Source organism: Paracoccus yeei ATCC BAA-599 (assembly GCF_000622145.1).
Lineage (GTDB): Bacteria > Pseudomonadota > Alphaproteobacteria > Rhodobacterales > Rhodobacteraceae > Paracoccus > Paracoccus yeei.
Map to the genome: position 1 here is coordinate 114051 of NZ_JHWH01000010.1, position 19474 is coordinate 133524.

The window sequence follows — 19474 nt, forward strand, 5'->3', positions numbered from 1 at the left end:
AACAGCCCTCAAGTCAGAAATCCCTGACGGCAGCGTCCGGCTGCAGGTTCCCGCCTGACGCCCCTCTTATGACCCGTAGCAGCGCCGACCGGCCTTCCCTCCCCTACCGCCCCAGGACAAACACCATGGGCGTGCGGTCTCCCGCGCCGCCGATGGCGTAGAGCGCCAGCTCGCGCGCGATCGGATTGACGTCGGTGGTGTTCTTCAGCGGATCGTAGATCGGCTTTCCGGTGATTTCGGCCCCGGCGCCGGCGGCATAGGTCGGGACGCCGCGGCTGCCGGGATGGGGCACGCGGTCGCCCGCGCGGACGGCCTCGCTGTCGTAATCGGCCATGGTCTCGAGGCCCGTGAAGGCCTCTGCGGCCGCGCCGGCATAGGCCCTGAACGCGGCCTCGGGCGCGGCGGCGGCGGGCTGTTCCAGCACACCGTAGGCGCCGGTCAGGACATGGCTGCCCCCGGAGGGCGCGAAGACCAGCACGGCGCAGCGGTCCGGGATGCCGGGGGTGTAGCAGGCCAGCCCCGGTCCCAGCGCCCTGGTGTCGACGACGCCCGCGCCGCTGCCGTAAAGCACGTCGGTCACGTCGATCGAGACCCCGTCCTGGGGCATCCAGGCGCCCGGCACCTGCTGCAGGAAGACCTTGAAGGACTTCTCCGGATCATGCGCCTGATCGCTCAGCACCGCGCCGTCCTGCCACAGGAACGCCAGTTGCCGGGCGGTGCCATAGGGCACGAAGTCGTCGCTGGCGATCACCGGCCAGTCGGCGGTCAGCGCGGGCGCCGCGTCCTCCCAGCGGGTGCCGAGGGCCGGGATGCGCGCGTCGCTGAGGATCTTGCCGCGAAGGGCATCGAGGTTTCCCTCGGCCGCGGCGGCATCGACCGGCGCCGCCTCGGGCGGGCTGACGCGCCGCAGCAGGCTGCCATCCTGCGTGTAATAGCTGATGCCGGTCACCCGCCCCTCATAACCAAGGCGGCGGGTGGCGGATTTGCGGATCTCCGTCACCGTCACCTGGGCCAGGATCTCGCGCATGCCGATCCTCTGGCGCAGGGCGCGGCCCTCCTCCCTGCTGGCGGGATAAAGCGCGACGTCCTTCCAGTTGCGGAAGAACAACTCGCGCCCGCTGTCCAGCGGCAGGCGGCTGTTCGGCGTGAAGATGCTGACCGGGAAGGCGCCCTGCCCCGCGTCAAAGTCCCCGAGCGTGGCGCCGATCGACAGCACCACCTCGGCCGTGGCCGGGTCGATGCGCGGCTGCTGCGCCTGCAGCCGGGCCATGACCCTGGCCAGCACCGCGTCGCGGGTGAACTCGTCGGCGGCCAGGTAGTCCGGGTCCTGGCGCGCCAGCGCCTCGAGGTCCGGCGCGCGGCCGTCCAGCGTATCGAGGAAGCTGGTCCACCAGGCCCGGTCGGGATCGGTGTAGGTCTCGGCGGCCAGCGGCGCGGCCAGCGCGAGGCCAAGGCAGCTGGTCAGGGCGAGGGTCTTCAGCATGGTCGGTCCTCCGGATCGGACAGGCAGGGGCGGCCGCCGGCGGCGCGGCGGCGGGGCATCGTCGTTGGAATCAGCGGGTCAGCGGGTCAGCGCCTCGAAGCTCGGGTAGGTGCGATCGGGCGTCGGACGATAGCCGAGGCTCTGCAGCGCGGCCTCGATAGTGCCGCCCGGTTCCGAGGGGTGGCAGGCGCGCAGATACATGGTCGAGACCATCTCGGTCGCCCCGAACACCTGGCCCAGGTCCAGGCCCTGGAAGCCGCCATCCTCCAGCCGATAGGCCGGCCGCGCGGTGCTGCAGAAGAAGCGCACCTCGGAAGGCGCCCCCCATTGCAGCTGGGCGGTGCGGGTCTCGGGGCTGGCCGACACCGCCTGGCGCAGCCAGACCCGCACCAGTTCGCCCGGCACCTTGGCCGAGCCCTGCGCCTCGACCCGGCGGCCGCTCTGTTCGTAATGGATGCATTCGCCCATCTTGCAGCGGGCCAGATAGACCTCGGCCGTGGCCGGACCGGAAAGCGCCAGCAACGCCGCCGCAAGGACAAGGGGGTTCGGGGTCATGGAAGGCTCCTTGGAAACGGGGAACTCGGAAAGGCGACCGGTGTCAGCGGAACCAGTATTCCCGGCCGTTGCTGAAGAGGACCGAGCCGGACTGGACCAGCGCCGCGAGGGCGACAAAGCCGCAGGCGATGGCGAGGAACCAGACCCCGGTCAGGCCCGAGATCACGGCGACCGCTGCGAAGAACGCCACGAAGCGCCGGGTCCTGCCGATCTCCTCGGGGCCGACGACGCGGCCGCTGGCCAGCCGGCCCACGCCCTTCTGCGCGTGGCAGCCGGGGCAGACCCGCGCCGTCCGCTTCACCGGGGTGCCGCAATGACCGCAGTCGATCGTCCGGCTCTGGCTCTCCATCCGTCTTGCCCCGCAAATTCACAGCATGGTTCATAATATGAAGTTTGCTTCATAGATATCAAGAGGCAATCCGCGGCTCATCGCCGGCATGGACCGCATTGCCGACCCCATCGTCGAGGCCTACGCCACCGTGCTGCGCATGCGCCGGCGCGAGGCCGGCCTGTCGCAGGAGCAGCTGGCGCATCGCGCCGGGCTGTCGATGCGCTTCATCTCGCTCCTCGAGGGCAGCCGCCACCGCCCGACGCTCGTGACCATGCACAAGATCGCCGAGGCGCTGGACCTGCCCCTGTCCGAGATGATCCGCCAGGCCGAGGCCCTGCCGCGCCGCTGACCGGCGGGCGGCGCAGCTTGCTCATCCATCTCAAAGGACAGAACCCGCGTCACCGGGGGACCGGGATTCGCATGGTCACATGACCATTGCTTCAGGCATGGTCGCGAGCGAGACGCCGCCCTGCCCTTCACCGGGGATCGCCCGTGCCGCATCATGCTGCTGCCGTCAGCGGGCCACGCCAATCTTCATTTGAAGGGATGATCATTTGAAGGGACGTTCATTTGAAGGGACGTTCATTTCTTCATCTGTCCTCGGACGGGTCGCCGGTCAGACCCAGCGCGACGGCCCGGTGGTGCATCTGGTAGCGGACAAGGTCGAGGATCCGTCGCCTCTACAGAGCAGGCGCCGCGGTTCGCTGGCGATCTGGTTTGACCCCACGATGGCCTGGAAAGCCGAGCCCACCGGCAGGCGTAGTCGTAAGCCCGGCTACAGTGATGCCGCGATCCAGACCTGCCTGACGATGAAAGTGCTGTTTGGGATAGCGCTCAGGCAGATCGAGCCATGTTGCGCCACTGGTTCGAGCAACCATGGCGAGGCGGCTTCGTCGAGAGCCTGTTGCGGCTGAGGCTGCCTCGGGAAAGGGCTACTCGGACCTTCAGCCGATTTGTGCATCAGAGTCCCTCGACACCATAAAAGAGACGCGGTGATGATCGGCATCCACAATCCAGCGGCCACGGTGTCAGCGGAAGCTGTTCTGACCCCGCTATGGGAACGTCAAAGGCTTCTTTCATGCGAGGATGGCCTCCTTCGATCATGCCGTTGTTCGCTGCTGGCAGGGCACGGTCCGGGCGCCAGGCAGCTGCCCTTTTGCGGCACCAACGCGGCAAATCCTGCACCGCTTCAGCCGGTCATTTGAACCGTCAAAATCCACGGGAATCACTTTTGCCTCACACTGATATCAAGACTCCGCAAACCCATAGAAATCCTATGTGCGGCGCGTGCGGGAACGGAGAATAAATCCGATGGCCCGCCTGGGAAAGCTGACCGAAGACCGAACCAAAGCGCGCCAGATCTCAGCCTACGACGAGGACTGGGCGGCCATCAAAAGGGCTGCAAAGCAGGCGGGACGTCACCTCTCACAGCTCCTGATCAGCAGCGCGAAGAACGCGCGGCAGCCTGCAAATCCTGTCCATCTGATCCGGATAAAGGGCTGGCCAAGATAGCGCCCGCGCACCCCGTCGTTCAGGGCAAGCTTTGTCCGAGATGATCCGCCAGGCCGAGGCTCTGCCGCGCCCCTGAGCGGCGCGCGGCGCGGCTTGCTCATCCATCTCGAAGGACAGGGCCCGCGTCACCGGGCGGGACCGGGATTCGCATGGTCCCATGACCATTGCTTCATGGCATCAGCGCGGGTGAGACGGCGCCCCTGCCCTTCACCGGGGATCGCCCATGCCGCATCATGCTGCTGCCCCCCGGCCACGCCTATCATCATATGAACGGATGATCATTTGAAGGGACGTTCAAATCTTCAATGACGAACCGCAATGCGTCGGGCTGACCCAAGCCCCGGCGATGCCACGCGCACAGTGCCGACTGCTCTTCATTCGAAGACATATTCATACGTCAGGGACGAACGGCCGTTGGGCGGGCCGATGCAGACTGCCCGCATCGACGAGGATCCAGCGTCGACAGCAGCAGGCGATCTTCAAATGAAGGGACGTTCAAATGAAGGGACGTTCAAATCTTCATCCTGCCGTGGACGGGTCGGCAGGGACTGGCCCAGGCTTCAGACCGTCCGGCGGGGTCGTGCTTGTCGCCGGGCATCATGGCCCCGGGTCGCGCATCCCGATCGTCAGACGTTTCCAAGCGGCCGGTGCGGAGGCGAGGGCATCTCGATCGTCACCTCGTCATGGGGACGGATGAAGCCTGTGGCCAGCACCCGGGACATGACGCCGCCGCGCAGAAACGGCTTGGCGCCCTGGCCCTTTTGCCCGACAGCAGCTCGCAGTCCGGGTCTCAACCTGTCCAGAAGCACGCATGGCTCACGCAGCCCGGTCAGCTGCAGCCGCGCCTCGGCGCCAATCCGAAGGATCGTGCCTTCCGGCAAGGCGGTCAGGCTCATGCCCGCCGTGACGATATTCTCGCCCAGATCGCCAGGCTGAAGATCGAAGCCCCTTGATCCGAGGTCATCGAGCAGCGCGCTTTCAACCAGATGAACCTGCCGGAGATTTGGCCGATCCGGCGCCTTCCTTTTGTCGTAGCGATGCTGGGTGGTCGTCCCGTAATGCGCGTCGCCCTCGATGCCCAAACCGGCAACGGCCCTGATCTCCAGAGCCGGTGTCTTGGACAGGCGGTGCTTCGGGCTCAGGCAGACGGCGACGACGCGTTTGCAGTCTTGCATCCTTGCCCCTCCATGAAGCACGCCTCGTGATGTCGCCCCCCCCCGCAGGTTACAAGGCGCGGCAGGTCCCGGACCAGCCCCTTCGTCTGAGATTGCGACAGCACGGTCATGGCGCAGGCAGCCATTCGGCCCTGCCTGCCGGGCGCGGGTATGCCTTTTCCGCTGGCCGGCGGGCGGCACGGCTTGCTCATCCACCTCGAGGCACCCGGATCACCGGATCCGGCCATGCTGCTTCGCATGCTCCCATGACCATTGCTTCATGGCATCAGCGCGGGTGAGGCGCCGCTCCCGGAAAGCCGATCTTCACCGGGGATCGCCCGTGCCGCATCGTGCTACTGCCGTCAGCGGGCCACGCCAATCTTCATTTGAACGGATCTTCATGCGAAGGGAAGTTCATTTGAAGGGACGTTCAAATCTTCATCCTGCCGTGGACGGGTCACTGGCCGGATACAGCGACGGCCGGGTGGTGCATCCGGTGGCGGACGAGGTCGAGGATCCGTCGCCTCTACAGAGCATCCTCGGCCGCCGCTGATCATCGAGACGAACGACGGCCGCGCCGACAAGAGCCCCCTCCCCGCCGGGGCCGGCATCATGGGCGCCGTGATCCCTCCCCGCGAGCAAGAGAAGAGGCTGCTTCCGAGCCGGATTTCCGTTGAGGGCCACGAGCAGCAGGGGTGCGCCGGGTCCGGAAACAAGGTTTCCACCGGCGCCAGGAACCAGGAACGGCCGTTCCCTCCCGTTACCGCTCGGTTACCGCCGCGTTCCCGCTATTCGTCTCTGATATCAATATAATAATAAATAAATACTGTTATAGTAACGTAGTATGTAGACATTCTACGCGCACACGCGCATGTATACGCGCACGCACGCACATACAGGCGCACGCGCACGCATGCGCGCATAGATTCCCCGAGAATCCGCCGTTCCCCGTTACCTTTGATGCAAGACTTTGATCTTGAACGGAAACCTTGGGAACAGGCCGGTAACGCACGGCAACGCCGTTCCCACCAGGTGATTGTTACCTGTCTTCGGATGCAGCAGCAGCCTGCAGCCCAAGCTCGATCAGTTGCCGGATGGCTTCGTTCTCGGAGGGTATTCTGTTGTCGTAACGGAAGTCGTTGATCCGCTGCGCCTGATCATCTGTCAGGTTGACAAGCTTTTTGACGGGAAAAACGGTCTGTTTTGCCATCAGCCTCAACTAAGCCATATGCTGCATATTGACAATAAGAATCTTTGAGCATATGTTGTATATGCGGGCCGAAGAAGCGCTACCAACACTTCTTTCGGCCCTAATCACGGTCAACCTGTATGGAGATCGACCATGACTGCACATCAATCTATCCCTTTGGCGGGCTTTGCGGAAGCTCTCACGCCAGGCTTCACCCCCACCCCGATGGTGCAGCGCTTTGCGTTCATGCAGACCGCGCTGGCGCTCTATCTCGACGCCGAGCGGGATCTCGCGCAGTCCGGCGCCTGGGATCCGGCCTGCGACCACTGGCTGCGGGACGCCGAGGCGGCGCGGACGGCGCTGGCGGCCGCGCTCGACGCGGTCTGCGCGACCGAGCCCGCGCGGGCCCAGGACCGGCCGCTGCGCCAGCTGGCGCGGATCGCGCGGGTCATGCTGCTCGCGACCGACGAGGCCGAGTTCGCCCAGGCCCATGGGCTGATCGCCGCCTTCGGCGCCGTGCTGCGCTGCCCCGGCAGCGGCGCGGTCGATCGGGGTGTCGACGAGATGCTGGCCGAGGCCCGCGCGCAGCTCGCGGCGGTCGCGGCGCTGCCGGACTACGCGCCGGAGGGGGATGACAGGGGCGGCGACGCGCTGGTGCCCGCCGCCGTGATCGGCCCGCAGGACAGCGCGCTGCGCCAGACCTGCACCCAGCCCCTGCCCCATCCCGCCGACATGGCGCGCAAGCCCTCCCCGGCGCCCCGCGACCTGCCCGGCGCCGCGGCCGCCTGACCGGCGCTTTCCGCCGCCCTTTCTCCCCCGAAGGGCCGCGCCGTTCCCCGCGCGTGATCGCAACACCTCACGCCCTGACCCATCACCCTTCCCGGATCCTGTCGCCGCCCCGGGCCACGCCGCCCGCAGGCCTGAGCCCACGCACCCTCTGACCAGGGAAGGATCTTCTCATGTGTTTTTCCACCACCCCCGGCGCTGATCCGGCGCTCTCCACCGCCCTGCCCCGCTTTCCCGCCCCGATCCGGCCGCACTGGCAGGCGACCGCCGCCGCCAAGGGCTTTCGCATCCTCGCCCGGATCCGGGACCGTTATCACCTGCTGCTGCGCTGCCGGACCTGCCGGCGCGACTTCCCCACGAAGCTCTTCGTGCTGATGCGCGGCCAGCCGCTCTGCCCGCATTGCCTCGCCGCGCGGCGCGGCGCGCTGGCGGCGGAGGCAGGCGTCGCCTTCCTCGGCCCCGATCCGGACCATGCCGCCTACGGCCAGTTCCGCGCCCCCTGCGGCCACATCCTGCGCCGGCAGTTCGACCTGATCGCGCGGGTCGCGCGCGGCGAGACCGGGCTGCGCTGCGAGACCTGCCATGCCGCGCGCGAGGCGGCCGAGGCCCGGCGCTTCGGCTGGCAGCGCCTCGGGCCCTGCCCGTCGGGGCGGCCGAATTACAGGCTTTATCGGCACCGCTGCGGCCATGTGCAGCGCGTGGCCCAGGCCAACATGCTCTGGGGCCAATGCGACTGCGCCGGCTGCGGCCAGAGCTGGAGCGCCAGGCCGAGCTTTCTCTATCTCTTCGAGATCCACCTGCCCGCCCGCGGCCCCCGCCCGGCGCGGCAATACCTCAAGCTCGGCTACAGCGCCCATCCGGTCAAGCGCCACCGCCACCAGCTGGGCCTGCCGCCGGACGCAGGCGTCGCCGTGCTGCGGGTCGTGGCCATGGCTTCGGGCCACGCGGCCTGCGCCTGCGAGATCGCGCTGCACCGCCAGCTGCGGCGCGCCCACCCCGATGCGGTGGTGCCGAGGGCGGAGTTCGCCGACGGCATCAACGTCACCCGCGAGATCTATCGCCCGGCGCTGCGCCCGGTGATCGAGGCGGCGCTCGACCGCATCGCGGCCGACGCCGGCGCCGGGCTGTCCTGACCGCATCGCCGCGCCGCCGCCCCGGCGGTGTTCCCACGCGAACAAGCCGCTCCTTCCATCCACGACGACACGCCCCTGCGTGCCGCGCGGCGCCGCCCGCGCCGCGCCCCGGCCTCTGGAGATCCCGCATGACCGCACAAAAATCCGCCCGCCCCAGCCCCGCACCCGCCTGGCTGCCCTTCGCCCGCAAGCTGCTGCACCGCCTGCGCGAACCCACCGGCGAGGCGCTGCCCGATCCCGAACTCGCCGCCGACCTCGGCCTGGCCAGCGAGCCCGCGGCGCTGACGCCCCGCACCCTGCTGACGGCGCTGCGCCTGGCCGCGAGCCTCGGCGGCCAGGCCGCCGTCACCGCTGCCCTGCGACCCGGCGCGCTGACCCTGCTGCGCGGGATCCCGGCCGAGGACATCCCTCTGCTGCGCCATGTGCTGCCCTGCCTCCTGCCCGGCGCCTGGCGGATCCGCGAGCTGAAGCCGGACGACGGCGCCCCGCGGGAGCACCCCGGCGCCACCACGCTGCACCTGATCACGGCCCCCGCGCCCGGGCGCGGTGACGCGCTGCAGCACCCGCTGCTCGCAGGCCTCGACAGCGCCGCGCCGCTGCTGATCCTGCTTGCCGCGGGCGCCGCGCTGCCCGACGCGCGGCCGACCCGGCATGCGGTCATCCACGAGTTCGCGCCGATCGGCGCCGATCTGGTCTGGGCGCTCCTCGAGGCCCTGCGGCGCCTGCCCCGCCAAGGCGCGGTGGCCGATCGGGCCCTGCTGCGCCAGGCCTTCGACAGCGGGCTCTCCCTCGACAGCACCGATGTGCTGCTGGCCCTGCGGGCACCGACAATGGCCGAACTCGCCGCGCGGCTGGCCGGCAGCCCCGTCGCGCCGGGCGACGCCGCCGCGCCGCCCACCCTCGACAGCCTCACCGGCGACGGCCCGGCGCTGCAGGCCGCGCGGCACCTGGTCGAGGACCTGCGGCTCTGGCGCGCCGGGCGCCTCGACTGGTCCGAGATCACCCGCAGCGCGCTCTTTTACGGCCCGCCCGGCACCGGCAAGTCCTGGCTCGCCCAGGCCATGGCGGCCTCGGCCGGCATCAGCGCGATCACCGGAAGCTTCGGCGAATGGCAGGCGGCGGGGCATCTGGGCGAGATGCTCAAGGCCATGCGCCGCACCTTCGCCGAGGCCCGCGCCCGCGCGCCGGCGCTGCTGATCCTCGACGAGCTCGACGCCGTGGGCAACCGCGAAGACAACGCGGGCTCGAACCAGAACTACCGCGTGCAGGGCATCAACGCCTTCCTCGCGCTGATGGACGAGATCGCCCGCGCGCCCGGCGTCCTCGTCGTCGCCACCTGCAACCACATCGACCTGATCGACCCGGCGGTGCTGCGCCCGGGCCGCTTCGACCTGCGGGTCGAGGTGCCACTGCCCGATGCCGCCACGCTCGCGGGCGTGCTGCGCCGCCACCTGGCGCTGCCCGAGGCGGACCTCGCCACGCTCGCCCGGCATTGCGTCGGCCTGAGCCTTGCCGAATGCGATGCCGAACTGCGGGCGGCGCGGGGCGCGGCGCGCCGGGCCGGGATCGAGATGGACGCGGCCGGCCTCATGGCCCGGCTCGGCGCCGGGCGCGATCCGGCGATCGACCGGCGCGTCGCCCTGCACGAATGCGGCCATGCCCTCGTCACCACCGCGCTCGGGCGCGGCGTGGTGCAGCGTCTGGCGCTTGCGGGCAGCGGCGGCACGACCCGGATCGCGCGCCGCCCGCAGGCCGGGCTCATCGCCGACTACACCGATTTGCTGGCCGAGCTGATGGCCGGCCGCGCCGCCGAGCGGCTGGTGCTGGGCGCTGTCTCCGCCGGCGCCGGCGGCCCGCCGGACTCCGACCTGGCGCTGGCGACGCGCGTGGCGCTCGATCTCGAGACCCGCTACGGCCTCGGCGCCGAGGGGCCGCTCTGGCTCGGCACCGACAGCGCGGCCCCCATGCGCGACCCCGATCTGCGCGCACGGATCCGGCGCCACCTCGAGGCCGCCGAGGCCCGCGCCGCCGCCCTGCTGGCCCCGCACCGCGCGCTGCTCGAGGACATGGCGGCCGCCCTGGTGAGCCGGCGCGAGCTTTCCGACGACGGCCTTACCCCCTGGCTCGAGCGCCTTGATCTGGAGGTCGCCGCGCAAGTGATGCTGGACATCGAACAGCCAACGCCGCCGCCCGACTGATCCGCCGCGCCTCCGAACCCCTGCGCCCTGCCGCCATCCCCGCCGCCGAACCGCAGCCATCGCAGTCCACCAAAAGCGCCGGAGCCCCCGTCATGCCGCAAGCCACCACCCGGCGCGACCTCATCGCCACGCTGCCCGGCCTCGCCCTGCTGCTCGCCGTCGAGCCGGTCGCCGGGAGGGCAACCCCCACCGCGGCCCCCCCGCGCGCGGCCTTCCGGACGGCACGGCGCGCCTGGCACCGCGCCTGGCAACGCTATCGCGCCCAAGACCAGCGCGCCGCCGCCTGCGGCTTCGAGACCACCGAACCCGGCCGCGCCGCACTGGCCAGGATGGACGCGCTTCTGGTCCGCATCGATGAGATCGAGGCCACCCTCGCGCAGACGCCCGCCCGCACCCGCGCCGAACTGCGCATCAAGATCGAGGTGCTCTCCCTCGATGGCGCGCTCAGGCCAGAGTTCCAGGACGCCGTAATGGCCGATGTCGAGCGCATGCTCCCAACATAATTTGGCTCAATCTTTGCCCCTTGGGCGCGTATCATGGTGCTATCGACCATCTGAAGCTTGTCAGGCGCGATTTCCGCATGGTTCAGAGCGTCCAGGATATCCTCCCACAGCCCGACCAGCGTCCAGCGGCGGAACTGGCGGCAGACTGACGACCACTTGTCAAACTCTTCAGGAAGGTCACGCCACGGCGCTCCCGTCCGCGCTATCCAGATAATACCATCCACAAAAAGACAATGATTGGATGGCTTGCGCCTATTCGGCTGTTATCCCGCCTCGCCGACTTTCTGCCCTGGGCGGCACTGGTCGCGCCTGGCGCGGTGCTGAACAAGGACGGTTCGTTCCAGCGCACGGCGAAGTTTCGCGGACCGGATCTGGACTCTGCCGTCGCGGCCGAATGGCTGCGCACGGCGAAGCACCCCCGTTTCCGAAAAGTGGCGGCGCTGATCCCGAAATAGGCCGGTCGAGCAATGCAGGTCTGGCGGCCATCCTTGGCCGAATGCCCTGCTATGCGGGCAGTTCCTTCAACGGATTTGCATAGGGCACGCCGAGCGGCGCGAAATGCCGCTCGTTGGCGGTCAGCACCGTCAGGCCATGCGCGGCAGCCGTCGCCGCGATGGCGATGTCCTCGAAGCCCGGATCATGGGCACGCGCCTGGTCGAGGATCGCCCCGGCCTGACGAGCCTCCTCGATGCCGAAAGCGAGGATCCGGCTGGCGTAGAAATGCTCGACCGCAGCGAGCCAGCGGCGCAGCGCCGGGGCCTTGCTGCTGGCGCCGATCCTGACCGCCCGGGCGATGCCGGCCTCGATCTCGGCGATGGTGATGGCCGAGAGATAGAGCCGGTCGCTGTGGGCGCGCATCCATGCAGCGAGAACATCGGCGTCTCGCCTCGTCGGCGCGGAGGCCGAAACGATGTTGGTATCGAGCAGGTACAAGATTCAGAGGCTCGTATCCCGCAGCGCGCGTGCAGGCTTGCGGGTGCGTTCGGGGATATCCTCCGGCTGGCCGGGAAAGGCCAGCAGCAGGTCGGCGAAATCCGGAACTCGCGAGATGCGCTGCCATTCCTCGAAGGAGAGCAGCACCGCCTCCTTGCGGCCGTGCCGGGTGATGACCGTCGGCTCGCCCGCCACGGCCTGATCGATCACGGCGGAAAGCGTCGCCTTCGCATCCCTGAGTTGGAGTTCCTTCATGGCCGTTCCTCGCAATGACTATCTGTAGTCATATGGGATGGCAACACCGGCCGTCAAGGTGATCGGCCCCACAACCCCAGCCCACACTTCCGGCCGAAGCACCAGTCCACCCCGCCATCGCCACGCGCGACGCCGGAGACATGCTGACCCAGATGCCGTTCGAGCGAGGGCGTCCACGGCACCAGTTTGAAGCCGAGCCCGTCGTCGATCATGGCAAGCGGCCGGAGGCCAGGGCGAATCGCCGGCGATAGGTGACCCCGATGCGGGTGGCGAGTTCCGCCTGGCTCAAGTCCTTGGCGCGGTGCCGCGCGGCCAGCGCGGTCGCCGCCTGTGCACGATCCGGCGCCCAGCCCCAGCGCACGCCCAGCACCGCCATCACCGTGACAACGGCGTGAAAACCCCCTTCATCCCGCTCGAGCGCCCGGAGCGCCGGCAGGCTGATCTGCGCCATGGAGGCGACATCGGCCTGTGTCAGCCCGGGCACGGCGCGTCGCACAGAGAAGATCCATGTCAGGAATTGTTGCTATTTCCAGTGACAAAAAGGACAGGATTCTTGACACCATCTGCATCACCTTAATTGGGCGCGCCAGAGAAGAGCGTCAAAAAGGGTGGAAAGCGGTCTGATGGCGGTGCGGCAGGGCAGCTGCGCACTGCCACAAGCTTCTATCACCATGACGCAAGAGGGCAGCTGGCTGAAAAATTCCAGCACCTGAGCCCGCCGCAACGTCTTGCGCAGAACGGCCCGTCCTGTGCCGTCGGCTCCATGCACCTGGAGCACAGTCTTCGCCAGATCGAGCCCGAACGCGATAGTCTCGTTATGACCGCTCCCCTTTGTGGATCGTTGCAGACCCACCCTGGCACATTCGATGCCACCGGGGGGCGGTCACATCATCAGAGGCGGGCAATCTTCTCTAGAAAGCTGAGGCTACCCGGGGGTCTGTGCCTCGATAGATCTGAGGTCCAAGAGGTCGTTATGATCGGCGATGTCGCGGAGGCGCTTCACCGATAGGACAACACATCTTATTGATTTTTTTCAATTTGGTGATTATTCTCTGGAATGTAGCACCCTGGAGTCCCAAATTCATGTATTACAGTGCTTTAGACAGCCGAGTGATCCGTGACCGGGTTGATCTCGTCGCCACGTTCGAAGAGTGGCAACGGGTCAGGAAGCTATCACAGAACGAACTTGGCGGAAACATGTCTTACGAGTTCCGCGCGGACCGCGAATATTTGTACCGCAGAATGACAAAAGGCGGGATCAGGTCGACCCGAAGCCTTGGCCCTCGATCTGACAAGACCGACGCAATTCTTGGGCATTATCTGCGACAGAAACAGGAGGCCGAGGAGCGTCTCGCAACTTTGGCCGGAAAGATCAACCAACTGGCCGCGGTCATGCGGGCGCTCAACCACCAGCGTGTCCCCAGCATCGCCGCCAGGCTGATCCGCAAGCTGGATGAAAGCCCGGCAGCCGCCCGGTTTCGAGTGGTGGGGACCCATGCCCTTTACGCCTATGAAGCCGCAGCGGCGGTGACGTTCGAAGGAGAGATGGTCGCCACCGGAGATCTGGATGTTCTGATCGACGATCGCGCGCCCTTGCGCATCGCAATTGACGGAGAAGCGAGAGGCCTGGAGGCCATCGCCAGATCCGTCGACCCGTCATTCCAGCAGCGGCAGAAGGGAGATTTCCGGCTGATCAACAAGGACGGGTTCATGGTCGAGTTTATCCGCCCCGAGGCGCGACCAGCGCATCGGGTCATGCCCGGCCAGATCAGCGGCGTCGACGGGGATGCCGTTCCGGCCCCGATTGTCGGTCTGGAATGGCTCGTGTCTGCACCTGCCTTTACGGCAATTGCCATCGATGACCGCGGCTTTCCGGTCAGAATGACCGCGCCAGCACCGGCCATATGGGCGGCGCACAAGCTTTGGATTTCCCAAAGAGCAGACCGCGATCCCGGCAAGGCCGCGCGTGACAGGATTCAGGCTGAAGCGGTCCTCAGCCTGATCAAGGATCGGCTGCCACAGGAAAAGCTGGACCCGGGCAAGCACAGCGCCCTGCCAAGATTCGTGGCGGATCTGGCAACAGTCGGACCAGCAAGATCTGATCAGAAGAGACTCGCGCCAGACTGGGAATGATGCATCCGGTTAAGTAGCCAAGTGAACCTTCGAGGCCGGTGCCTCCATGTGGATCGGAGCGCACAGATATCCACATTGGGAGCGGTCGATGCTGCAAGTCACGCCAACAGCCGCCCCTTTTCCAAGTAATAGCGACGTGTGCAAAGCGCGCCCAGAAATGCCTCGTCCTGCTCGACCAACAGCATCGTCAGGTGCAGCCGGTCGCGCAACATCAACAAGGCCTCGACGATTTCGTCGCGGATCGAGGGCTGGATGCCTTCGGTCGGCTCGTCCAGCATCACCAACCGGGGCGCCGCGCAAAGACAGCGGGCCAGAGCCAGGATCTGCTGTTCGCCCCCGGACAGCACACCGCCCGGTCGCCCGGCAATGGGCGCGAGGCGCGGAAAAAGCGCAGTCATCTCTTCGGCCCGGTCCAGCGACTGGCCGCCCGCCAGACAGGCGGCCTGCATGTTTTCACGCACCGTCAGCTGTGGAAAGATCCGCCGCCCTTGCTTGACATGGCCCAGACCCAGCCTCGCGCGCCGGTGGATGGGCAGCGCGGTAATGTCGCGGCCCTCCATACCTATCCGCCCCTGCGTCGTTGAAAGATCGCCGCCGATGGTCATCAGCAGCGTGGTCTTGCCCATGCCATTGTCGCCAAGAATGCCGACGAACTCGCCCTCGGCCACATGCAGCGTGATGTCGCGCAGGATCGGGATCTGACCATAGCCCGAATGCACCCCTGTTAGTTCCAGCATCATGCCACTTCCTTTCCCAGATAGACGTCGCGCACACGCGGGTCCGAAAGCACCTGACGGGCCGGACTTTGCGGGCGGCGCATATTCGGCCAGGAAGGACGTCGCCCCGGCATATTCGCCCGAGGCGGAAAAGCCCTGCACCATGCGGACCAGCAGCAGCAGCACGGGCGCCAGCATGCCGATCTGGTGATAGGACGGCAGCAAGGCGATGACCGTCGTCGCCCCGGACATGATCAGGATCGACCAGGACAGCGCGGTCTTGCGGCCGATGCGGTCGCCGATGCTGCCCCAGACGATGCCGCCGATCGGGCGGATGACGAAGGAAATTGCAAAGACCGCGAAGGTCGCCAGCAGTGCGGCCTGCGGCGCGATCTCGGGGAAGAAGACCGCGGCGATCACGGTGGCGAAATAGCCATAGGAGGCATAGTCGAACCATTCGACGAAATTGCCGATGAAACTGGCGGTCAGAACCTTGCGCAGGACGGCCGGACTGGCCTGGGCGTCGGGCACGCCGTTCGGGCCCGCAGCGGCGGGGATGGTCATGGTGGTCATGGTCTCCTCCCATGGGAACCGATGATGGTGACGATCATCGTCGACGGCGCGACCCTCCCGGTCGGCCGGACGGCTTTTGCGTGCTGGCAAAAGCGAAAACCGGCGGGGCTTCTGGCCCCGCCGGTTCCTGGATCAGGCGGCCTTGGCCTTGCCCCGGACGATCAGGTGTTCGGGGCCGTAGGGGAAGCCGGTGATGTTGCGGTTGCCGGTCTCCTCGATCACCAGGATGTCGTGTTCGCGATAGCCGCCGGCGCCGGGCAGGTGGTCGGGGATGGTGATCATCGGCTCCATCGAGACGACCATGCCGGGTTCCAGCACGGTGTCGCAGTCCTCGCGCAGCTCCAGCCCGGCCTCGCGGCCGTAATAGTGGCTGAGGACGCCAAAGCTGTGGCCATACCCGAAGCTGCGGTATTGCAGCAGGTTTTCGGCGGCATAGATCTCGTTCAGCTCGGCGGCGATGTCGGCGCATTTTGCGCCGGGCACGAGCAGTTCCTTGCCGCGGTCGTGGACCTTGCAGTTGATTTCCCACAGCCGCAGGTGTTCGTCGCTGGCATGTTCGGCAAAGAGCGTGCGCTCCAGCGCGACGTAATAGCCCGCGACCATCGGGAAGCAGTTCAGGGACAGGATGTCGCCGGCTTCGATCTTGCGTGCCGTGACCGGGTTGTGCGCGCCATCGGTGTTGATGCCGGACTGGAACCAGGTCCAGGTGTCCATCAGCTCGCCCTCGGGCCAGGATTTCGCGATCTCGCGCACCATGGTGGCGGTGGAATGCAGCGCGACCTCGTGCTCCGGAACACCCACGGCGGCGGCTTCGACGCAGGCCGCGCCGCCGATGTCGGCGATGCGGGCCATTTCGGTGATATGGGCGATTTCCTCGGCGGATTTCACCATGCGCAGCCGCATGGCCGGGGCGGCGATATCAACGAATTCGACTCCGGGGAATTCCGCTTTCAGGGCCGCCAGAGTGTCGAGATTGACATGGTCGAATTCGATGCCGATCCGCCTGGCGCCGCCGATGACCTGGCGAATGGCGTGAAAGTAGTTGTCCTTTTGCCAGTCGGTATAGGTCAGGTTCTTGCCGCCAAAGGTGCGCCGCCAGGGTTGGCCACCGTCGATGCCGGCGCTGATCGAGGTGGCGTGCTGGTGATCGACGAAGAAGCCATAGCGCCGCCCGAACTGGCAAAACATGAAATCGGCGTAGTAGTTGATGTTGTGATAGCTGGTGAACAGGGCCGCGTCGATCTGGCTGTCAGCCATGTATTTGCGGATCGCGTCCAGACGCCGCTGCATCTCGGCATATGAAAAGGTGCCCTTCGCTTTCTTGCCATTCCCCACATAGTCCTGCAGTCTTTCGCGTTCGGTCATTCATTCCTCCTTGCATAAGATTTCCTGGAAGGATGCCGGCCAGGCTTGCAGCGGTCAAAGGATCATTTATAAACCTGTATTTAGATTTTCTCATGAAAGACCTTCATGTCGCAACCGCCGCTCAATGCCTTGCGCGCGTTCGAGGCCGTCGCTCGGACCGGCAGCTTTCAGGCCGCCGCCGAGGATCTGCACGTCACCCAGTCGGCGGTCAGCCACCAGATCAAGCATCTGGAACAATGGCTTGGAGCGCCCCTGTTCGATCGCAGGGGTCGGTCGCCAAAGTTGCTGCCGCGCGCCGTCGCTCTGGCGCGCGACCTGACCATGGCCTTTGACGGCATCGATGCGGCCTGCCGCCGGGCCCGCCCGGCCTCATCAGAGGGCACGCTGGTGGTCGCAGCCATTCCCTCGGTGGCCATCTGCTGGCTGATCCCGCGCCTGCCCGCGTTCCGGGCCCTGCATCCCGACATCCAGCTTCGCGTGATCTATGCCCATCACGGCCACGAGATCGACTTCACCTCGACGGATGTGGCCTTCACGTTCGCCGACGCACAGCCCGTCGGTGAAGGCATCCTGTCCCGGCCCTTCCTGTCCGGGCGCAGCATGCCGGTGGCGAGCCGCGCATTGGTCGGGCCCGGCCCGACCGAGGCCTCGGCCGAGCGGGTTCTGGAACTGGGGCTTCTGCATGACACCAATCTTTCCGGTTGGAAGACCTGGTTTGCCCGCGCCGGTCTGTCGGCACCGACGCGCTTGCCGGGCAGCATCTTCGAGGATTTCAACCTGCTGCGCGCTGCGGCGCTGGCCGGGCAAGGCGTCGCACTGTGTTCGCTGGCAATGATCCAGCCCGATCTCGCCGCCGGGCACCTGGTTCAGCTGTCGGATATCTCGGTTCTGGAAGAGTTCGATTATTACCTGACCCAGTCCAACCTGACGCCCCGCGATGCAAGCCGCCGCAAGGCCAGGCAGACCTTCCTGTCATGGATCGACGACGCGCGCGCGCAGGCCTGAAGCGCCTAGGCCACCGCTTGCATAGCGCCGCGCCAGCATTGCGCCCACCATGATCTGGATCTGGTTGTAAAGCATGATCGGCAGAACGATCATGCCAAAGCCGGCGGCGCCTGCGAACAGCACCTGCGCCAGCGGCAAGCCGGAAGCCAGGCTTTTCTTCGAGCCGCAGAAAACCGCCGTGATCTCGTCCGCGCGCGACAGGCCCAGCCTGCGCGCCCCGGTCATGGTAAAGCCGATCACCGCAAGAAGCAGCACCAGGCACAATGCCCCTGCCAACAGCAATCCGCTAATCGGCAGCACCTGCCAAAGCCCTGCCGTGGCGGACTGAGAGAACGCGGAATAGATGATCAGAACGATCACCCACTGGTCATAGTCCGACAACCATCGGCTGTTGCGCTGCAACGGTCCACCCAGCCAGCGATGGGCAAGCTGGCCCAGGCCGAAGGGCAGAAGAAGCTGCAGGCACACGTCCGCCAGCGTCTGGCCAAGATCCATCGCCTCGCTGGCCGCCGAACCGATCAACATGCTCATCAGCAGCGGCGTCAGCAAAAGCCCGAATACGTTCGATCCGGCGGAATTGCATACGGCGGCCGGCACGTTGCCCTTGGCCATGGCAGTATAGGCGATCGAGGATGACACGGCCGAGGGCAACACGCCCAGATAGACGAACCCGAGCGCCAGATCCGGAGGGAGGATCGAGCCGGGCAGCAATCTCAGCGGCAGAACCAGCAAAGGGAAGACCGCAAATGTTGTCGTCAGAATGAACAGATGCAACTTCCATCGCTTGAGCCCATCCAGGATAGTGCGCGGCGACAGTGCAGCGCCGTGCAAAAAGAAAAGCAGCGCCACGGCCGCCGTGCCGAACGTCTCCACAAGGCCGGCAGTAGCTCCGGTAGCCGGCATGACGGTCGCCAGCGCGACTGCGCCGATCATCAGCAGCAAAAAGCGATCGGTTTTCTTCAAGGCTACGACCTTTCCTGTGCAATGCCGCTGTTGCGACGTCGGGCAAGGTTCTGAGGCTTCTTCACATTGGTCTGCAAATTGGTCTGTGTGGTTAGGCACGGGTGCCATCGCGTCCGCTGATCGCAGCGACGCCCACCAGGGCGATGTCGATCACATTCCACTGCTGGCCGACATGAACCAGCAGGTGCTACCGTCGCGGATTATCCGCCTGGTTGATGATCTTGGCTATGATCTGGGGACGGGCTGGCTGAAATGGCAAGGGGATTGGAACGGACCGGAGCTAAGGCATCGGCGATCCGTTGCAATACCGCGCATCACTATGCGCCCGTGCTTCGAGGGACCGTCCTGATACCCTTTGTCGACATGGCCGATCTGGCGGCGGGCCGGGCGGTAGGAAGCAACTGACAACGGGCCGTCCGATGTGACGAGTTTTCCGGCACTGCGGCAGACTGGCATTTTCGTTTCAGCGTAGGCACCGCACGAGGCTGTGCGGCCTACTTCTTGAACCAGTCGGCACTGTTGAACGCGATCCTTGGCATCAAGAGCGCGGGGTCATCGGATGCCACCACTGCGATCCTCTAGACCGCTGCAGCCGATCCGGCTGCCGAAGGCGCGCGAATGCAGTTGGTCGTCTGCACGAATTTTCCTATAATCGCGCAGACGTCGGCGGGAAATGCCGAGCCAGGC

At 66.6% G+C, this 19474-nt stretch carries 21 protein-coding genes and 3 pseudogenes; 10 read left to right on the forward strand and 14 right to left on the reverse strand.

The window, feature by feature from the left end:
- Nucleotides 1-103: 103 nt before the first annotated feature.
- The 3 genes from BU28_RS0107535 to BU28_RS0107545 form a co-directional block, all read right to left on the reverse strand.
- Nucleotides 104-1483, reverse strand: coding sequence for a hypothetical protein (locus BU28_RS0107535; RefSeq protein WP_028718926.1), 1380 nt, complete (start codon nucleotides 1481-1483; stop codon nucleotides 104-106).
- Between the two features lie 78 nt (nucleotides 1484-1561).
- Nucleotides 1562-2038: a hypothetical protein gene (locus BU28_RS0107540; protein ID WP_028718927.1), complete on the reverse strand. Its 477-nt coding sequence runs from the start codon at nucleotides 2036-2038 to the stop codon at nucleotides 1562-1564.
- Nucleotides 2039-2081: 43 nt separating this feature from the next.
- The gene (locus BU28_RS0107545; RefSeq protein ID WP_028718928.1) at nucleotides 2082-2387 is read right to left on the reverse strand and encodes a hypothetical protein; all 306 of its coding nucleotides are present in this window, start codon (nucleotides 2385-2387) and stop codon (nucleotides 2082-2084) included.
- 88 nt (nucleotides 2388-2475) lie between these two features.
- On the opposite strand from BU28_RS0107545, the gene BU28_RS0107550 reads away from it, so the two are divergent.
- From BU28_RS0107550 to BU28_RS25330, 3 genes and pseudogenes are all read left to right on the forward strand, one after another.
- Entirely contained in the window at nucleotides 2476-2718 is a 243-nt protein-coding gene (locus BU28_RS0107550; protein WP_028718929.1) for a helix-turn-helix domain-containing protein, read from the forward strand.
- 340 nt (nucleotides 2719-3058) lie between these two features.
- Nucleotides 3059-3211: pseudogene (locus tag BU28_RS24535) on the forward strand (transposase); the annotation flags it as partial.
- Nucleotides 3212-3680: 469 nt separating this feature from the next.
- On the forward strand, nucleotides 3681-3881 hold the full coding sequence (locus tag BU28_RS25330; protein WP_088239244.1) for a hypothetical protein: 201 nt from the start codon (nucleotides 3681-3683) through the stop codon (nucleotides 3879-3881).
- A gap of 626 nt (nucleotides 3882-4507) precedes the next feature.
- Here the strand turns inward: BU28_RS25330 and BU28_RS0107560 are convergent.
- On the reverse strand, nucleotides 4508-4963 hold the full coding sequence (locus BU28_RS0107560) for an MOSC domain-containing protein (protein WP_198945000.1): 456 nt from the start codon (nucleotides 4961-4963) through the stop codon (nucleotides 4508-4510).
- A gap of 1111 nt (nucleotides 4964-6074) precedes the next feature.
- Nucleotides 6075-6245, reverse strand: a complete 171-nt coding sequence (locus BU28_RS25950; RefSeq protein ID WP_169738987.1) for a hypothetical protein — start codon at nucleotides 6243-6245, stop codon at nucleotides 6075-6077.
- 132 nt (nucleotides 6246-6377) lie between these two features.
- Here BU28_RS25950 and BU28_RS0107570 point away from each other — a divergent pair, with 132 nt between their 5' ends.
- The 4 genes from BU28_RS0107570 (at nucleotide 6378) to BU28_RS25340 (ending at nucleotide 10844) form a co-directional block, all read left to right on the forward strand.
- Nucleotides 6378-7013, forward strand: coding sequence for a hypothetical protein (locus BU28_RS0107570; RefSeq protein ID WP_162176555.1), 636 nt, complete (start codon nucleotides 6378-6380; stop codon nucleotides 7011-7013).
- 170 nt (nucleotides 7014-7183) lie between these two features.
- Nucleotides 7184-8143, forward strand: coding sequence for a hypothetical protein (locus BU28_RS25835; protein WP_051577994.1), 960 nt, complete (start codon nucleotides 7184-7186; stop codon nucleotides 8141-8143).
- A gap of 128 nt (nucleotides 8144-8271) precedes the next feature.
- Nucleotides 8272-10341: an AAA family ATPase gene (locus tag BU28_RS22380; protein ID WP_051577995.1), complete on the forward strand. Its 2070-nt coding sequence runs from the start codon at nucleotides 8272-8274 to the stop codon at nucleotides 10339-10341.
- Nucleotides 10342-10433: 92 nt separating this feature from the next.
- Nucleotides 10434-10844, forward strand: coding sequence for a hypothetical protein (locus BU28_RS25340; protein ID WP_028718933.1), 411 nt, complete (start codon nucleotides 10434-10436; stop codon nucleotides 10842-10844).
- A gap of 23 nt (nucleotides 10845-10867) precedes the next feature.
- Here BU28_RS25340 and BU28_RS24545 read toward each other — a convergent pair.
- Nucleotides 10868-11104, reverse strand: a pseudogene (locus tag BU28_RS24545) (transposase); the annotation flags it as partial.
- Here BU28_RS24545 and BU28_RS0107590 point away from each other — a divergent pair.
- Nucleotides 11078-11299 (forward strand): hypothetical protein, encoded by a 222-nt coding sequence (locus BU28_RS0107590; RefSeq protein ID WP_028718934.1) that lies wholly within the window; start codon nucleotides 11078-11080, stop codon nucleotides 11297-11299. The pseudogene BU28_RS24545 and the gene BU28_RS0107590 overlap by 27 nt on opposite strands.
- 49 nt (nucleotides 11300-11348) lie before the next feature.
- Here the strand turns inward: BU28_RS0107590 and BU28_RS0107595 are convergent, their stop codons facing one another.
- From BU28_RS0107595 to BU28_RS24555, 5 genes and pseudogenes are all read right to left on the reverse strand, one after another.
- The gene (locus BU28_RS0107595) at nucleotides 11349-11777 is read right to left on the reverse strand and encodes a PIN domain-containing protein (protein ID WP_028718935.1); all 429 of its coding nucleotides are present in this window, start codon (nucleotides 11775-11777) and stop codon (nucleotides 11349-11351) included.
- Between the two features lie 3 nt (nucleotides 11778-11780).
- Nucleotides 11781-12032 (reverse strand): type II toxin-antitoxin system Phd/YefM family antitoxin, encoded by a 252-nt coding sequence (locus BU28_RS0107600; RefSeq protein ID WP_028718936.1) that lies wholly within the window; start codon nucleotides 12030-12032, stop codon nucleotides 11781-11783.
- 53 nt (nucleotides 12033-12085) lie between these two features.
- A complete protein-coding gene (locus tag BU28_RS24550) occupies nucleotides 12086-12244 on the reverse strand; it encodes a DUF3363 domain-containing protein (protein WP_199722257.1) in 159 nt (52 codons plus the stop codon).
- Nucleotides 12241-12483, reverse strand: coding sequence for a hypothetical protein (locus tag BU28_RS26775; protein ID WP_199722256.1), 243 nt, complete (start codon nucleotides 12481-12483; stop codon nucleotides 12241-12243). Before BU28_RS26775 ends, BU28_RS24550 begins: the two co-directional genes overlap by 4 nt.
- A 195-nt stretch (nucleotides 12484-12678) precedes the next feature.
- Nucleotides 12679-12879: pseudogene (locus BU28_RS24555) on the reverse strand (hypothetical protein); the annotation flags it as partial.
- 176 nt (nucleotides 12880-13055) lie between these two features.
- Between BU28_RS24555 and BU28_RS0107610 the strand changes: the two are divergent.
- The gene (locus BU28_RS0107610; RefSeq protein WP_143809719.1) at nucleotides 13056-14165 is read left to right on the forward strand and encodes a GSU2403 family nucleotidyltransferase fold protein; all 1110 of its coding nucleotides are present in this window, start codon (nucleotides 13056-13058) and stop codon (nucleotides 14163-14165) included.
- A gap of 98 nt (nucleotides 14166-14263) precedes the next feature.
- Here the strand turns inward: BU28_RS0107610 and BU28_RS26035 are convergent, their stop codons facing one another.
- Together BU28_RS26035 and BU28_RS0107620 are read right to left on the reverse strand one after the other, a co-directional pair.
- Nucleotides 14264-15454: an MFS transporter gene (locus BU28_RS26035; RefSeq protein WP_198944948.1), complete on the reverse strand. Its 1191-nt coding sequence runs from the start codon at nucleotides 15452-15454 to the stop codon at nucleotides 14264-14266.
- Nucleotides 15455-15586: 132 nt separating this feature from the next.
- The gene (locus tag BU28_RS0107620; RefSeq protein ID WP_028718939.1) at nucleotides 15587-16819 is read right to left on the reverse strand and encodes an aminopeptidase P family protein; all 1233 of its coding nucleotides are present in this window, start codon (nucleotides 16817-16819) and stop codon (nucleotides 15587-15589) included.
- A gap of 105 nt (nucleotides 16820-16924) precedes the next feature.
- Between BU28_RS0107620 and BU28_RS0107625 the strand changes: the two genes are divergently transcribed.
- Nucleotides 16925-17824, forward strand: coding sequence for a LysR family transcriptional regulator (locus BU28_RS0107625; protein ID WP_028718940.1), 900 nt, complete (start codon nucleotides 16925-16927; stop codon nucleotides 17822-17824).
- Here the strand turns inward: BU28_RS0107625 and BU28_RS22395 are convergent.
- Nucleotides 17792-18787 carry a bile acid:sodium symporter family protein gene (locus BU28_RS22395; protein ID WP_051578002.1) on the reverse strand — a complete coding sequence of 332 codons (996 nt, stop codon included), beginning with the start codon at nucleotides 18785-18787 and terminating at the stop codon, nucleotides 17792-17794. The genes BU28_RS0107625 and BU28_RS22395 overlap by 33 nt on opposite strands.
- Nucleotides 18788-19474: the final 687 nt, after the last annotated feature.